At 61.0% G+C, this 14971-nt stretch carries 14 protein-coding genes; 12 read left to right on the top strand and 2 right to left on the bottom strand.

The window, feature by feature from the left end; genetic code table 11:
• Positions 1–3: 3 nt before the first annotated feature.
• On the bottom strand, positions 4–405 hold the full coding sequence (locus ACZ445_RS23870; protein WP_464704395.1) for an ACT domain-containing protein: 402 nt from the start codon (positions 403–405) through the stop codon (positions 4–6).
• Between the two features lie 98 nt (positions 406–503).
• Here ACZ445_RS23870 and ACZ445_RS23865 point away from each other — a divergent pair, with 98 nt between their 5' ends.
• From ACZ445_RS23865 to ACZ445_RS23820, 10 genes are all read left to right on the top strand, one after another.
• Complete coding sequence (locus ACZ445_RS23865) at positions 504–1400, top strand: LysR family transcriptional regulator ArgP (RefSeq protein WP_464707644.1); 897 nt, start codon at positions 504–506, stop codon at positions 1398–1400.
• Between the two features lie 98 nt (positions 1401–1498).
• A complete protein-coding gene (locus tag ACZ445_RS23860; RefSeq protein WP_464707642.1) occupies positions 1499–2494 on the top strand; it encodes an NAD-dependent epimerase/dehydratase family protein in 996 nt (331 codons plus the stop codon).
• Between the two features lie 117 nt (positions 2495–2611).
• Positions 2612–3457 (top strand): hypothetical protein, encoded by an 846-nt coding sequence (locus ACZ445_RS23855; RefSeq protein ID WP_058423222.1) that lies wholly within the window; start codon positions 2612–2614, stop codon positions 3455–3457.
• Positions 3458–3572: 115 nt separating this feature from the next.
• Positions 3573–4832 carry a D-mannose isomerase gene (locus ACZ445_RS23850; protein ID WP_179040619.1) on the top strand — a complete coding sequence of 420 codons (1260 nt, stop codon included), beginning with the start codon at positions 3573–3575 and terminating at the stop codon, positions 4830–4832.
• Positions 4833–4936: 104 nt separating this feature from the next.
• Entirely contained in the window at positions 4937–6223 is a 1287-nt protein-coding gene (locus ACZ445_RS23845; RefSeq protein WP_058423220.1) for an ABC transporter substrate-binding protein, read from the top strand.
• An 80-nt stretch (positions 6224–6303) separates the two neighbouring features.
• Positions 6304–7212 carry a carbohydrate ABC transporter permease gene (locus ACZ445_RS23840; RefSeq protein WP_058423219.1) on the top strand — a complete coding sequence of 303 codons (909 nt, stop codon included), beginning with the start codon at positions 6304–6306 and terminating at the stop codon, positions 7210–7212.
• Positions 7205–8050, top strand: a complete 846-nt coding sequence (locus ACZ445_RS23835; protein ID WP_016975397.1) for a carbohydrate ABC transporter permease — start codon at positions 7205–7207, stop codon at positions 8048–8050. The genes ACZ445_RS23840 and ACZ445_RS23835 overlap by 8 nt, the downstream gene beginning before the upstream one ends.
• 2 nt (positions 8051–8052) lie before the next feature.
• Positions 8053–9213 carry an ABC transporter ATP-binding protein gene (locus ACZ445_RS23830; protein ID WP_058423218.1) on the top strand — a complete coding sequence of 387 codons (1161 nt, stop codon included), beginning with the start codon at positions 8053–8055 and terminating at the stop codon, positions 9211–9213.
• 85 nt (positions 9214–9298) lie between these two features.
• On the top strand, positions 9299–10645 hold the full coding sequence (locus ACZ445_RS23825) for a carbohydrate porin (protein ID WP_058423217.1): 1347 nt from the start codon (positions 9299–9301) through the stop codon (positions 10643–10645).
• Positions 10646–10748: 103 nt separating this feature from the next.
• Positions 10749–11594 carry a D-hexose-6-phosphate mutarotase gene (locus ACZ445_RS23820; RefSeq protein ID WP_071489446.1) on the top strand — a complete coding sequence of 282 codons (846 nt, stop codon included), beginning with the start codon at positions 10749–10751 and terminating at the stop codon, positions 11592–11594.
• A gap of 122 nt (positions 11595–11716) precedes the next feature.
• Here ACZ445_RS23820 and ACZ445_RS23815 read toward each other — a convergent pair whose 3' ends face one another.
• Complete coding sequence (locus tag ACZ445_RS23815; protein ID WP_172832156.1) at positions 11717–12577, bottom strand: MurR/RpiR family transcriptional regulator; 861 nt, start codon at positions 12575–12577, stop codon at positions 11717–11719.
• 218 nt (positions 12578–12795) lie between these two features.
• On the opposite strand from ACZ445_RS23815, the gene zwf reads away from it, so the two are divergent.
• Entirely contained in the window at positions 12796–14262 is a 1467-nt protein-coding gene (zwf, locus tag ACZ445_RS23810; RefSeq protein WP_464707641.1) for a glucose-6-phosphate dehydrogenase, read from the top strand.
• Positions 14249–14962 (top strand): 6-phosphogluconolactonase, encoded by a 714-nt coding sequence (gene pgl, locus ACZ445_RS23805; protein ID WP_179040620.1) that lies wholly within the window; start codon positions 14249–14251, stop codon positions 14960–14962. The genes zwf and pgl overlap by 14 nt, the downstream gene beginning before the upstream one ends.
• The last annotated feature ends 9 nt before the right edge of the window (positions 14963–14971 follow it).

Raw genomic sequence — 14971 nt, 5'->3', positions numbered from 1 at the left:
GGTCTACTCCGCATTTGCCGCCAGTTGCTGTAACACCTGCATGGCACGCTGGGCATCGGCACGGCCGACGAACAGGTGGTCGTGGTAATAGCCGGCAATCACGTTGCAACTGATGCCGGCCTTGCCCAATGCGCTGGCGAAGGCGGCGGTGAGGCCCACGGCCTCCAGGGCCGAGTGCACATTCAAGGTGATCCACGCGGCGACGTAGCCGAAGGCCAACCCAGCCCGTTCCGCCTGTTGGCGATCGAGGATCAAGGTCAGGCCTTCTTGTTCGCGGAAACTGCCGATCACCTCGCAACCCTCAGGGATGCGCTGATCGGGCAGGGTGCAGAACACGTAGTCGCCGTCATTCAGATGCGGGCTCATGCTGCGCAGCAGGGTTGCCAGGGCGGTTTCGCCAGCCATGGGAGGTTCCTTATAAAGAGAGAAGCGATGCTGGCTATTCTCATGGCGCAGCCTGTATAAGAAAAACCAATATTGCTGATCGCTCATTAGAGAAACTGATGTTCGACTATAAATTGCTCTCCGCCCTGGCGGCGGTGGTGGAACAGGCCGGCTTCGAGCGCGCCGCCCAGGTGCTGGGGCTGTCGCAGTCGGCCATCTCCCAGCGCATCAAGCTGCTGGAGGCGCGCATCGGCCAGCCGGTACTGGTGCGGGCCACGCCGCCGACACCCACCGATATCGGCCGTCGCCTGCTCAACCATGTGCAACAGGTGCGCCTGTTGGAGCGTGACCTGCAAAGCCAGGTGCCGGCCCTGGATGAGGAAGGCATGCCCGAGCGCCTGCGCATCGCGTTGAACGCTGACAGCCTCGCCACCTGGTGGGCCGAGGCCGTCAGTGGTTTTTGCGCCGAGCAGCATCTGCTGCTGGATCTGGTGGTGGAGGACCAGACCGTAGGCCTCAAGCGCATGCGTGCCGGTGAGGTGGCGGCCTGCATCTGCGCCAGCGAGCGCCCGGTGGCCGGGGCGCGTAGCCTGTTGCTGGGGGCCATGCGTTATCGGGCATTGGCGAGCCCGGCCTTTATTGCCCGGCATTTTCCCGACGGCGTGCGCGCCGACCAACTGGCACGCACCCCGGCCTTGGTGTTCGGCCCGGATGATTTTCTGCAACACCGTTACCTGGCATCCCTCGGCGTGGATGGCGGTTTCGAACATCATTTATGCCCATCGTCCGAAGGCTTTATCCGCCTGACCGAAGCGGGCCTGGGGTGGGGGCTGGTGCCGGAATTGCAGGTCCGCGACCAACTGCAAAAGGGTCTCTTGGTCGAGTTATTGCCAGATAAGCCCATCGATGTGCCGTTGTACTGGCATCATTGGCGCAGTGGCGGGCAACTGCTGGGCTTGTTGACCGATCATCTGGCCCAGGTCTGTGGCCAATGGTTGGTGCCCTATGAGCAGTGACGAGCGTCAAGCTGCAAGCTGCAAGCGAAGAGCTTGCAGACCGTATTTAACTTGCAGCTGATAGCTTGAAGCTTGCAGCTGCATCCGTAGGAGGCTTCATGAAAGTTCTGGTCACCGGCGCAAGCGGCTTCATCGGCGGGCGCTTCGCGCGTTTCGCCTTGGAGCAGGGCCTGGACGTGCGGGTCAACGGGCGACGTGCCGAAGGTGTGGAGCACCTGGTCAGGCGCGGCGCCGAGTTTATCCAGGGTGATTTGAATGACGCCGACCTGGTGCGCGACCTCTGCCGCGATGTCGAAGCCGTGGTGCATTGCGCCGGCGCTGTCGGGTTGTGGGGCAAGTATCAGGACTTTCATCAGGGCAATGTGCTGGTCACCGAGAATGTCGTCGAGGCCTGCCTGAAGGAGCGCGTCGGGCGCCTGGTGCACCTGTCGTCGCCGTCGATCTATTTCGATGGGCGCGATCATTTGGGGCTGACTGAAGAGCAAGTGCCCAAACGCTTCAAGCACCCCTATGCCGCCACCAAGTACCTGGCCGAGCAGAAGGTATTCGGTGCCCAGGAGTTCGGCCTCGAAGTCCTGGCCCTGCGTCCGCGCTTCGTCACGGGCGCCGGTGACATGAGTATCTTCCCGCGCTTGCTGAAAATGCAGCGCAAGAATCGCCTGGCCATCGTCGGCGACGGCCTCAACAAAGTCGATTTCACCAGTGTGCACAACCTCAACGAAGCGCTGCTCAGCAGCCTGCTCGCCACGGGCTCGGCGTTGGGCAAGGCTTACAACATCAGCAACGGAACCCCAGTGCCAGTGTGGGATGTGGTGAACTACGTGATGCGCCAGATGGAGTTGCCGCAGGTGACGCGGTATCGCTCCTACGGTTTGTCCTACAGCGTGGCGGCGCTCAACGAAGCGTTTTGCTCGATGTGGCCGGGCCGTCCCGAGCCGGCGTTGTCGCGCCTGGGCATGCAAGTGATGAACAAAGATTTCACCCTCGACATCAGCCGCGCCAGGCATTATCTGGACTACGAGCCCAAGGTCAGCCTGTGGACCGCCCTCGACGAGTTCTGCAGTTGGTGGAAGGCCCAGGACCCTGGGTTGTAGTAAGCACACAACAGGCAACACTTCGGGAACCGAATTCGGCGTTCCGGGTCGATCAGAGCGCCGGGAACGCGGTTTATACTCCCGTCGCTCGCCACCTCACCGATTCAGGGTTGATTCATGCGTAACGATGCTAAAGACGACTTCGACAACGTTCCCAGCCTGCGGGCCGATGTCGGGGATGACGATGATTTCGAGCCTACCCCGGCCACCTCGGTGCGTTCGCGCAACACCAAGGTGGTCAAGGTCAAGAGCGCCAGCACCGGCCCGTTGTGGGCCTTGATCGGTGCGCTGCTGATCGCCTTTGCGGGCCTGGCCTGGTGGAGCTTCCAGCAGATCTCCCTGATGGGCCAGCAGTTGGTGGCCACCCAGGAGAGCTTTGCGCGCATCAGCGAAGAAGCGGCGGGGCGCCTGCAGGATATTTCCGGCAAGGTGGTGGCCAGCGAGGCCAGCGTCAACAACGGCAGCGAAGCGCTGAAACTGCAGATCAAGCAGCTTGAAAGCCAGTTGCTGGAGCAGGGCAAGCAGCAAATCGGTGTGGCCGGCCAGGCCACCGAGCTGGACAAGCGCCTGGCGCAAATGACCGCCAGCACCACCGACCTGTCCAATGCCAACAGCAAGTTGCAAGGCCAGGTCCAGGCGTTGACCGACGCCGTGGCAACGCTCAAGGCGGCGCAAGGTGACGCGGCCAAGCGCGATACCGAAATCAAGGAACTGAGCGCTGACGTGGCCGCCTTGAAGAAACAGGGCAACCCCAGCGCCGCCATCGCCCGTATCGAACAGGACCTCGTGGTGCTCAAGAGCGCCCAGGACGCAGCGTCGGCCAACAGCGATGCGCCCACCAACAAGGAGTTCGATGTGTTCCGTATCCAGACCACGCGCAACATCACCACCTTGCAGAGCCAGGTGCAGACCCTCAACCAGCAGCTCAACGCGCCGGCGAGAGTCACCCCGCTCGGGCAATAAAGTCTCTGATGGAAATGTCACCACTCGGTGACATTTCCCATCCCCTTCGTTACTTGCCCCCACCGCGCCCTTGTTTAGACTCCGGTCATCCCACAAACAATAATAAGGGCCACCCATGACCACCCAACCACTGCCTGCCAGCAGTTGGCTGAACGCGCCTGCCCATCACGCCTGGCTCGCTGCCGAAGGCCAGCGTCTGTTGGCGTTTGCCAAGGCGTCTCGACTGCCCGATGGCTTTGGCAACCTGGACGACCAAGGCCGGTTGCCGGCCGATGCCCGCGCCGAAACCATGAACACCGCCCGCATGACCCACAGCTTCGCCATGGCCCACGCCATGGGGTTGCCCGGTTACGCCGAACTGATTGAACACGGGGTTGCCTCCCTCAGCGGTCCGTTGCGCGACAGTGAGCACGGTGGCTGGTTCGCCACGGCCCACGCCGTCGACGACAACCGTGGCAAGGCCGCCTACCTGCACGCCTTTGTCGCCCTGGCCGCCAGCTCGGCGGTGGTGGCGGGCGCTTGCGGCGCGCAAAACCTGCTGAATGACGCAATCCATATCATCGACCAGTTCTTCTGGAGTGAAGAGGAGGGCGTGATGCTTGAGTCCTTTGCCCAGGACTGGAGCGGCGTCGAAGCCTACCGCGGCGCCAACAGCAACATGCATGCTACCGAGGCGTTCCTCGCCCTGGCCGATGTGACCGGCGATACACGCTGGCTGGACCGCGCCCTGCGGATCGTAGAACGTGTGATCCACACCCATGCCGCCGGCAACCAGTACATGGTCATCGAGCATTTCGACACCACTTGGCAACCCTTGCTCGGCTACAACGAAGACAACCCGGCCGATGGCTTCCGCCCCTACGGCATCACTCCCGGCCATGGCTTCGAATGGGCGCGGCTGGTGCTGCACCTTGAGGCCGCGCGCCTGCAAGCCGGGCTCGCCACACCCGAATGGCTGGTGACCGACGCCAAAGGCCTGTTCGCCAGTGCCTGCGAGTACGCCTGGGCGGTGGATGGCGCCCCCGGCATCGTCTACACCCTGGACTGGAACCACCGCCCGGTGGTGCGTGAACGCCTGCACTGGACCCACGCCGAAGCCAGCGCCGCTGCCCAAGCCTTGCTCAAACGCACCGGCGAATTGCATTACGAAACCTGGTACCGGCGTTTCTGGGAGTTCTGCGAAACCCACTTTATCGACCGCATCCACGGCAGCTGGCACCACGAACTCAGCCCGCACAACCAACCCAGCAGCAAAATATGGGGCGGCAAGCCGGACCTGTACCATGCGTGGCAAGCGGTCGTGCTGCCTGCACTGCCCTTGGCACCCAGTATGGCCAGTGCCATCGGGGCTGGGCGCTATGTCACCAACTGGTGACATTTGTGCATCCCTTTGTTACCTGCGCCTCAAAAAACCCTGTTTAAACTCCGTGCAGCGCAAGCCTAAGACTTGCATGCATAACAACAAGAAAAGGTACTCAGATGAACGCGATTAATCGCCTCGCCGTCGCTATTTCCATTGCCTCGTTGTTTCCCCTCAGTGCATTTGCCGCCGACTCGAAAGGGACGGTTGAAGTTGTGCATTGGTGGACCTCGGGTGGTGAGAAGGCGGCTGTAGATGTCCTGAAGGCCCAAGTTGAGAAAGACGGCTTCACCTGGAAAGACGGTGCCGTCGCAGGTGGCGGTGGCGCCACGGCCATGACTGTGCTGAAAAGCCGTGCAGTCGCCGGCAACCCGCCAGGCGTTGCCCAGATCAAAGGCCCTGACATCCAGGAATGGGCGTCCACCGGCCTGCTCGACACCGACGTGCTCAAGGACGTCGCCAAAGAAGAAAAGTGGGACTCCCTGCTCGACAAGAAAGTCTCCGATACTGTGAAGTACGAAGGTGACTACGTCGCCGTACCGGTCAACATCCACCGCGTGAACTGGCTGTGGATCAACCCGGAAGTCTTCAAGAAAGCCGGTATCACCAAGAACCCGACCACCCTCGAAGAATTCTACGCCGCCGGCGACAAGCTGAAGAAAGCCGGCTTCATCCCGCTCGCCCACGGTGGCCAGCCTTGGCAGGACAGCACCGTGTTCGAAGCGGTGGTGCTTTCTGTGATGGGCGCCGATGGCTACAAGAAAGCCCTGGTCGACCTGGATAACGCCGCACTGACCGGCCCGGAAATGGTCAAGGCCTTGACCGAGCTGAAGAAAGTCGCGACCTACATGGACGTCGACGGCAAAGGCCAGGACTGGAACCTCGAAGCAGGCAAGGTCATCAACGGCAAGGCCGGCATGCAGATCATGGGTGACTGGGCCAAGTCCGAATGGACCGCCGCCAAGAAAGTCGCCGGCAAGGACTACGAGTGCGTAGCCTTCCCGGGCACCGACAAAGCCTTCACCTACAACATCGACTCCCTGGCGGTGTTCAAGCAGAAAGACAAAGGCACGGCTGCTGGTCAGCAGGACATTGCCAGAGTCGTGCTGGGTGAAAACTTCCAGAAAGTGTTCAGCATCAACAAGGGTTCGATCCCTGTGCGCAACGACATGCTGACCAAAATGGACTCGTACGGCTTCGACTCCTGCGCCCAGACCGCTGCCAAGGACTTTCTGGCAGACGCCAAGACCGGCGGCCTGCAGCCAAGCATGGCGCACAACATGGCCACGACCCTGGCGGTGCAAGGTGCGTTCTTTGACGTCGTGACCAACTACATCAATGACCCGAAAGCCGACCCGGCCGACACCGCCAAGAAACTCGGCGCTGCGATCAAGTCCGCCAAGTAACGGTTGACCTTGTGGGGGGGCTCCCTGGCCCCCCGCAAGGCTTGTTCCTGTAGTCCTTTTTCCTTGTACTGGATTTCCCCATGAGTTCTGTTGCTGTGTTCAGCAAAGCCTCGCCGTTCGATGCACTGCAGCGCTGGCTACCCAAACTGGTGCTGGCGCCCAGCATGTTCATCGTGTTGGTGGGCTTCTACGGCTACATCCTGTGGACGTTTGTACTCTCGTTCACCAATTCCACGTTCCTGCCAAGCTACAAATGGGCGGGCCTTGCGCAATACGCGCGGTTGTTCGACAACGACCGCTGGTGGGTAGCGAGCAAGAACCTGGCGGTTTTTGGCGGGATGTTCATCGGCATTACCCTGGTCATCGGCGTGACCCTGGCGATCTTCCTCGACCAGAAAATCCGTCGCGAAGGCTTTATCCGCACCATTTACCTGTACCCGATGGCGCTCTCGATGATCGTCACCGGTACCGCCTGGAAATGGCTGCTCAACCCGGGCATGGGCCTGGACAAACTCCTGCGTGACTGGGGCTGGGAAGGCTTCCGTCTCGACTGGCTGATCGACCCGGACCGCGTGGTCTACTGCCTGGTGATCGCCGCGGTGTGGCAAGCCTCGGGCTTTATCATGGCGATGTTCCTCGCCGGCCTGCGTGGCGTCGATCAATCGATCGTGCGCGCCGCACAGATCGACGGCGCGAGCCTGCCGCGCATCTATTGGAGCGTGGTGCTGCCCAGCCTGCGTCCGGTGTTCTTCAGTGCGGTGATGATCCTGGCGCACATTGCGATCAAGAGCTTCGACCTGGTAGCAGCGATGACTGCTGGCGGCCCGGGCTACTCGTCCGACTTGCCTGCGATGTTCATGTACTCGTTCACCTTCAGCCGTGGCCAGATGGGCATGGGCTCGGCCAGTGCCATCCTGATGCTCGGTGCGATCCTCGCGATCATCGTGCCTTACCTCTACTCCGAGCTGAGGACCAAACGTCATGACTAGTCTCGCCTCCAAATCACCTATCAGCCTGAGTCGCATCGCGATCTACGCGGTGCTGATCCTCGCCGTGTTGCTGTATCTGGTGCCGCTGGTGGTGATGCTGCTGACCAGCTTCAAGACCCCGGAAGACATCAGCTCCGGCAACCTGCTGAGCTGGCCGACCGTGGTCACCGGCATCGGCTGGGTCAAGGCCTGGGCCACCGTGGACGGTTACTTCTGGAACTCGATCAAGATCACCGTTCCGGCCGTACTGATCTCCACCGCTATCGGTGCGTTGAACGGCTATGTGCTGTCCTTCTGGCGCTTCAAAGGCTCGCAGCTGTTCTTCGGCCTGTTGTTGTTCGGCTGCTTCCTGCCGTTCCAGACCGTGCTGCTGCCGGCGTCGTTCACCCTCGGCAAGATGGGCCTGGCCAGCACCACCACCGGCCTGGTGTTTGTGCATGTGGTCTACGGCCTGGCGTTCACCACGCTGTTCTTCCGTAACTACTACGTGAGCATCCCGGATGCGCTGATCAAGGCTGCGCGCCTGGACGGTGCGGGCTTCTTCACCATCTTCCGTCAGATCATTCTGCCGATGTCGACCCCGATCATCATGGTCTGCCTGATCTGGCAGTTCACCCAGATCTGGAACGACTTCCTGTTCGGCGTGGTGTTCTCCAGCGGCGACTCCCAGCCCATCACGGTGGCGCTGAACAACCTGGTCAACACCAGCACCGGGGCCAAGGAATATAACGTGGATATGGCGGCGGCGATGATCGCCGGGCTGCCGACCCTGCTGGTCTATGTGATCGCAGGCAAGTATTTCGTGCGCGGCCTCACGGCCGGCGCGGTCAAGGGGTAATCATGGCTACGCTTGAACTTCGCAATGTAAACAAGACCTATGGCGCCGGCCTGCCCGACACCTTGAAGAACATCGAACTGTCGATCAAGGAAGGCGAATTCCTGATCCTGGTCGGCCCTTCGGGGTGCGGCAAATCCACGCTGATGAACTGCATCGCCGGCCTTGAGACCATCACCGGCGGCGCGATCATGATCGGCGACCAGGACGTGAGCGGTATGAGCCCCAAGGACCGTGACATCGCCATGGTGTTCCAGTCCTACGCGCTCTACCCGACCATGAGCGTGCGCGAGAACATCGAGTTCGGCCTCAAGATCCGCAAGATGCCCCAGGCCGATATCGACGCCGAAGTGGCGCGGGTGGCCAAGCTGCTGCAGATCGAACACCTGCTCAATCGCAAGCCGGGCCAGCTCTCCGGCGGCCAGCAACAGCGCGTGGCCATGGGCCGTGCCCTGGCGCGTCGGCCGAAGATCTACCTGTTCGACGAACCGCTGTCCAACCTCGACGCCAAGCTGCGCGTCGAGATGCGCACCGAAATGAAGCTGATGCACCAGCGCCTCAAGACCACCACGGTCTACGTGACCCACGACCAGATCGAAGCGATGACCCTGGGCGACAAGGTCGCGGTGATGAAGGACGGCATCATCCAGCAGTTCGGCACGCCGAAAGAGATCTACAACAACCCGGCCAACCAGTTCGTGGCGAGCTTTATCGGTTCGCCGCCGATGAACTTCGTGCCGCTGCGCCTGCAGCGCAAGGACGGCCGCCTGGTAGCATTGCTCGACAGCGGCCAGGCCCGTTGCGAGCTGGCCCTGAACACCACGGATGCCGGCCTGGAAGATCGCGACGTGATCCTGGGCCTGCGTCCGGAGCAGATCATGTTGGCGGCGGGCGAGGGCAACAGTGCGTCGAGCATTCGTGCCGAAGTCCAGGTGACCGAGCCAACCGGCCCGGACACCCTGGTGTTCGTGCAACTCAATGACACCAAGGTCTGCTGCCGCCTGGCACCCGACGTGGCACCGCAGGTGGGCGAGACCCTGACCCTGCAATTCGATCCTTCCAAGGTACTGCTGTTCGACGCCAACACGGGCGAGCGACTGGGCACTGCTTCTTCATCGCCCATACAGGGGCATGCCGACAACGTGGCCCAATTCAAAGGCCGCTGAAGCAGATAAGTTGTTGTTTTAGATAAAAAAAGTAAACCGCGTTAGATAAAAACAGTTTAATAACAATAAAGACGAGGATGTAGGGATGAAAAAGCAACACAACAACACTCGGCTGATCTGCCAAATGTCAGCTGCAGCAGCCCTGGTACTGTCCGCCAATGCGATGGCGGCCGATGCATTCAGTGCTGATTCCAAGTGGATGACCGGCGATTGGGGTGGTGAGCGTACCAAGCTGATCGAGCAAGGTATCGACATCAAGGCTGACTACGTTGGGGAGATGGGCTACAACGCCAAGGGTGGTTACAACCACGACAAGACCGGTCGGTACTCTGACCAGTTCGGTCTCGGCGTGGCACTCGACCTGCAAAAACTGTGGGGCTGGGATAACACCCAGGCCAAGATCCAGTTGACCAACCGTAATGGCCAGAACATCTCCAACGACCGCATCGGCGATCCGCGTGCCGGCACGCTGAGCTCTTCGATGGAAGTCTACGGCCGTGGCCACATGGTGCGTCTGACCCAATTCTGGATCCAGCACCAGATGTTCGACAACAAGTTGGACGTGAAACTCGGCTACTTCGGCGAAGGCGAAGACTTCAACACCTTCCCGTGCGACTTCCAGAACCTGTCGTTCTGCGGCTCGCAAGTGGGTAACTATGTCAACACCTGGTACAACTGGCCCGTCAGCCAGGCCGCGATCCGCGTGAAGTACAACATCACGCCTGAGCTGTATGCGCAAATCGGTGCGTACAACCAGAACCCATCGCAGCTGGAGCACGGCAACGGCTTCAAGCTCAGCGGCAGTGGCACCAAGGGCACCGTGATCCCGGTAGAGTTGGTCTGGTCGCCGAAGGTCAACAACCTGCCGGGCGAATACCGTGTGGGTTACTACAAGAGCGCGGCTGATGCCTCTGACGTCCGTGAAGACATCAACGGCAACGATGCAGCGACCACTGGCGCCGCCTACCGTACCCACAGCAGCAAGAAAGGCTACTGGTTCGTTGCGCAGCAGCAGCTCACCACGCACAACGGCGACGCTTCCCGCGGTCTGAACATCGCGGCCAACGCCACCTTCCACGACAAAGAAACCAACCTGGTCGACAACTATCAGTCGTTGATGCTGGTGTACAAAGGCCCATTCGATGCGCGTCCAAAAGACGACGTGGGTATTGGTGCCGCGCGTCTGCACGTCAACAACGACGTGAAGAAAAACGCCGAACTGCTCAACGTCGCCAATGGCGTGAACGACTACGACAATCCGTTTTACACGCCGATTCGCGAAACCGAGTACAACTTCGAAATCAACTACGGTTTCCACGTCACCAACTGGCTGACCGTGCGTCCTAACCTGCAATACGTCGTGCAGCCTGGCGGCGTGGACAAAGTCGACAACGCGTTGGTGGCTGGCCTGAAAATTCAGTCTACGTTCTAACGCTGTTGCGATAAGCTCCTTCTCTCTGTGCGCATTTTGCGGGTAGCCATGGCTATCCGCTTTTTTTTGGGCTGCATTGTGATGATTTTCAGGACTGTGGCACATGCATGAGCAACCGCTGCAACGCTTTTTCAAATCCTTGCGCGAGCGCCCGGTGTTCGCCTGGGAGCGTTTCCAGATGCGTGACGTGTTGGTGATCGATCATCCGCTGTGCCAGGCGGTGTTCAGTCGCCAAGGCGCGCAGTTGCTGCACTTTCAGCCGACCGGCCAGAAGCCCTGGTTGTGGTGTGCCGCCAAGTGGCCGCAGGTCGGCGCCATCCGTGGCGGCGTACCGGTGTGCTGGCCGTGGTATGGCCGCCATCCGAGTGAAAATGCCTGGCCGTCCCATGGCTGGGCGCGCCTGATCGACTGGAAACTGCTCGACAGCAGCACCGACGACGACGGCGTGCGCCTGCACTGGCAATTGCAGCTGTGCGACTGGCAGGTCGACCTGCACGCGCACCTGGGCGAAACCCTGGAGCTGCGCCTGAGCACCGAGCATCAGGATGAGTTGCCGTGCCAGCTGAGCCATGCATTGCACGCTTACTGGCGTATTGGTCATGTTGATGAGATAGCGCTGTCTGGGCTCGACGGTGCGCAGGGTTACGACCAGCTCAATCGCCAGGTCTGCCAGCAGGAAGGTGAACTGCGGGTGGAAGGCGGTTGCCAGCGGGTGTTCCAGCACGAGGGCGAATTGCAGCTCAAGGACCACGCCTGGCAGCGCGAACTGTGCATCGACACCGGCGACAGCGCCGACACGGTGGTGTGGCACCCGGGCAGCCGGCCGCTGTTGGGCGTGAGTTTCAACGAGGCGTCGGGGTTTGTGTGCGTGGAGTCGGCGATGGCCGGGGCGAGCCTGGCGCCGGGGGAGAGGGCGCATTTGAGTTTGCAGGCCAGGGCTGGGGTTTAGCGGGGTGGTTGATGGCCTCATCGGGGGCAAGCCCCCTCCCACATTTTGAGTGTATTCACAGATCAGAGTGTGGGAGGGGGCTTGCCCCCGATGGGGTCAGTACAGCCAACACAAAGGCCGGCTCAGTTGAACTCATCCCCCACCGGATACCGGCTGTCATTCAGACTCTCTTTGATCTTGCGCAAATGCGGCTGGAAATCCACCCCGCGACGCAAGGTCATGCCGGTGGCCAATACGTCCAGCACCGTCAGCTGGATGATCCGCGAGGTCATCGGCATGTAGATGTCGGTGTCTTCGGGCAGCGGAATGTTCAGGCTCACCGTGCTGGCCTTGGCCAGCGGCGAGTTCTCGGCGGTCACGCCCAGCACTGAAGCGCCGTTTCCGCGTGCGATACGCGCCACTTCCACCAACTCACGGGTACGCCCGGTGTAGGAAATGATCACGAACAATTCGCCGGTATGTGCCACCGAAGCGATCATGCGCTGCATCAGCACGTCGGCATGGGCGGTGACGGCCAGGTTGAAGCGGAAGAACTTGTGCAGCGCATCCATCGCCACCGGGGCCGAAGCGCCCAGGCCGAAGAAGTGGATCTGCCGCGCCTGGATCAACAGGTCCACGGCCTTGCTGATCAGGGCCGGGTCCAGGGCCTGGCAGGCGCTGTCCAGGGAGGCGATGGCGCTGCCAAAGATCTTCTGGGTGTAGGCCTCGGGGTTATCATCGGCCTCCACTGCGCGGCTGACATACGCCGCGCCGCTGGCCAGGCTTTGCGCCAGCTGCAATTTCAGTTCAGGGTAACCGCTGACGCCGAACGAACGGCAGAAACGGTTGACCGTCGGTTCACTGACCGAGGCGGCCTGGGCAAGGGCGGCGATGGAGAAGCGGGTCGCCTGCTGCGGGTTGAGCAGGATGACCTCGGCGACTTTTTTCTCGGCCTTGTTCAATTCTTCGAGGCGGTTCCGGATCTGTTCCAGAAGATTTCGCACGCGGTCCATTCAGTCTTTCCTTCGGGCGACGATGCAAATTAGGGTGGCAACCAATCGACGAGTGGCCTTTTGCGGTGGCCTATCCTACTGAGGGTAGCTGAACACCACCACTCGGAATGCGTATTTCGGGAAAATGTTGTGGTTATTACTACATTTTTCCTTGAGTGATGCCTTGAAAAAAGGTATTTGTAGCTTAACTTGATAAAAGAACAAACATCATGCCTTCGATAACCGTAGAACCCTGCACCTTTGCCCTGTTTGGCGCCTTGGGTGATCTGGCGCTGCGCAAGTTATTTCCTGCCCTCTATCAACTCGATGGCGCCGGCCTGCTGCACGACGACACGCGCATTCTGGCCCTGGCCCGCGAAGCCGGTACCGAGCAACAGCACCTGGCGCACATCGAACAAGCGCTGCGAGAGTTCGTCGGCAAGGAACTGGATGAAGCCATCGCCCAGCGCTTCCTGGCGCGCCTGACCTATGTGCACGTTGACTTCCTGAAGGCCGGTGACTACGTGGCGCTGGCGGAAATCGCCGGCACCGAGCAGCGCCTGATCGCCTACTTCGCCACCCCGGCGGCGGTGTACGGCGCCATCTGCGAGAACCTGTCCAAGGTCGGCCTGGCGGACAACACCCGCGTGGTGCTGGAGAAACCGATTGGTTCGGACCTGGAATCCTCGCGCAAGGTCAACGACGCCGTGGCGCAGTTCTTCCCGGAGAACCGCACGTACCGCATCGACCACTACCTGGGTAAAGAAACCGTCCAGAACCTGATCGCGCTGCGTTTCGCCAACAGCCTGTTCGAAACCCAGTGGAACCAGAATTACATCTCCCACGTGGAAATCACCGTGGCCGAGCAGGTCGGTATCGAAGGCCGTTGGGGTTACTTCGACAAGGCCGGCCAGCTGCGCGACATGATCCAGAACCACCTGTTGCAACTGCTGTGTCTGATCGCCATGGACCCGCCGGCCGACCTGTCCGCCGACAGCATCCGCGACGAGAAGGTCAAGGTGCTCAAGGCCCTGGCGCCGATCAGCCCGGATGGCCTGACCACTCAGGTGGTACGCGGCCAGTACATCGCCGGCTACAGCGCCGGCAAGCCGGTGCCGGGTTACCTGGAAGAAGAAAACTCCAACACCCAGAGCGACACCGAGACCTTCGTCGCCCTGCGTGCCGATATCCGCAACTGGCGTTGGGCCGGGGTGCCGTTCTACCTGCGCACCGGCAAGCGCATGCCGCAGAAGCTGTCGCAGATCGTCATCCACTTCAAGGAACCGTCCCACTACATCTTCGCCCCCGAGCAGCGCCTGCAGATCAGCAACAAACTGATCATCCGCCTGCAACCGGACGAAGGTATTTCCTTGCGCGTGATGACCAAGGAGCAGGGCCTGGACAAGGGCATGCAACTGCGCAGCGGCCCGTTGCAATTGAATTTTTCCGACACCTACCGCAGCGCCCGGATCCCGGATGCCTACGAGCGGTTGTTGCTGGAAGTGATGCGCGGCAATCAGAACCTGTTTGTTCGCAAAGATGAAATCGAAGCCGCGTGGAAGTGGTGTGACCAGTTGATCGCCGGGTGGAAGAAATCCGGTGATGCGCCCAAGCCGTACGCGGCCGGGTCCTGGGGGCCGATGAGCTCGATTGCACTGATCACGCGGGATGGGAGGTCGTGGTATGGCGATATCTGATTTGAAACTGCCCCAGGGCGTAACCCCTCATGAGTATCGTACCCCGGTGCTGTTGGCGGAGGGCCTGGCCAATGACGTGGCTGAGCAACTGCGCACGGCCATCAGTGCCCGTGGCGAAGCGACCCTGGTGGTGTCCGGTGGCCGCAGCCCCGTGGCGTTTTTCCAGCACCTGGCCAAGCAGGGCCTGGACTGGTCCAAGGTCACCATCACCCTGGCCGACGAGCGTTGGGTGCCGGTCGAACATGCCGATAGCAATGCCGGCCTGTTGAAGCAGCACCTGCTGCAAGGCCCGGCGGCCAAGGCCAGGTTCTTGAGCCTGTACAGCGCTGCGGCCAATCTTGAAGACGCAGCCGAGCAGGCCGATCGCCTGCTGGCCGAATTGCCAGCCATCGATGTGCTGGTGCTGGGCATGGGCGATGACGGCCACACCGCATCGCTGTTTCCCAACAGCCCGAACCTGAGCCAAGCCTTGCAGCCCGACGGTACCCGTCGTTGCTGGCCGATGCTGGCGCCGACCGTGCCGCACCAGCGCCTGACCATGAGTCGCGCGTTGCTGGCCACGGCGAACTACACCGTGCTGTCGATTTCCGGTAGTTCGAAATTGACCACCTTGAGCGCCGCGCTGGCCAATGACGATGTCGCTGCCATGCCGATTCGCGCGTTTCTGCAACCCACATTAGAGATTTACTGGTGCCCATGAGCCAAGGAT

This window comes from Pseudomonas allii (genome assembly GCF_055380095.1).
The sequence above is the reverse complement of the archived record's forward strand: the minus strand, read 5'-3'. Positions and strand labels throughout refer to the sequence as shown.

Excerpts from the sequence above, each read along its gene's own strand:
- ACZ445_RS23870 (WP_464704395.1), bottom strand. The coding sequence starts at position 405 with ATGGCTGGCGAAACCGCCCTGGCAACCCTGCTGCGCAGCATGAGCCCG.
- ACZ445_RS23865 (WP_464707644.1), top strand. The coding sequence starts at position 504 with ATGTTCGACTATAAATTGCTCTCCGCCCTGGCGGCGGTGGTGGAACAG.
- ACZ445_RS23860 (WP_464707642.1), top strand. The coding sequence starts at position 1,499 with ATGAAAGTTCTGGTCACCGGCGCAAGCGGCTTCATCGGCGGGCGCTTC.
- ACZ445_RS23855 (WP_058423222.1), top strand. The coding sequence starts at position 2,612 with ATGCGTAACGATGCTAAAGACGACTTCGACAACGTTCCCAGCCTGCGG.
- ACZ445_RS23850 (WP_179040619.1), top strand. The coding sequence starts at position 3,573 with ATGACCACCCAACCACTGCCTGCCAGCAGTTGGCTGAACGCGCCTGCC.
- ACZ445_RS23845 (WP_058423220.1), top strand. The coding sequence starts at position 4,937 with ATGAACGCGATTAATCGCCTCGCCGTCGCTATTTCCATTGCCTCGTTG.
- ACZ445_RS23840 (WP_058423219.1), top strand. The coding sequence starts at position 6,304 with ATGAGTTCTGTTGCTGTGTTCAGCAAAGCCTCGCCGTTCGATGCACTG.
- ACZ445_RS23835 (WP_016975397.1), top strand. The coding sequence starts at position 7,205 with ATGACTAGTCTCGCCTCCAAATCACCTATCAGCCTGAGTCGCATCGCG.
- ACZ445_RS23830 (WP_058423218.1), top strand. The coding sequence starts at position 8,053 with ATGGCTACGCTTGAACTTCGCAATGTAAACAAGACCTATGGCGCCGGC.
- ACZ445_RS23825 (WP_058423217.1), top strand. The coding sequence starts at position 9,299 with ATGAAAAAGCAACACAACAACACTCGGCTGATCTGCCAAATGTCAGCT.
- ACZ445_RS23820 (WP_071489446.1), top strand. The coding sequence starts at position 10,749 with ATGCATGAGCAACCGCTGCAACGCTTTTTCAAATCCTTGCGCGAGCGC.
- zwf (WP_464707641.1), top strand. The coding sequence starts at position 12,796 with ATGCCTTCGATAACCGTAGAACCCTGCACCTTTGCCCTGTTTGGCGCC.
- pgl (WP_179040620.1), top strand. The coding sequence starts at position 14,249 with ATGGCGATATCTGATTTGAAACTGCCCCAGGGCGTAACCCCTCATGAG.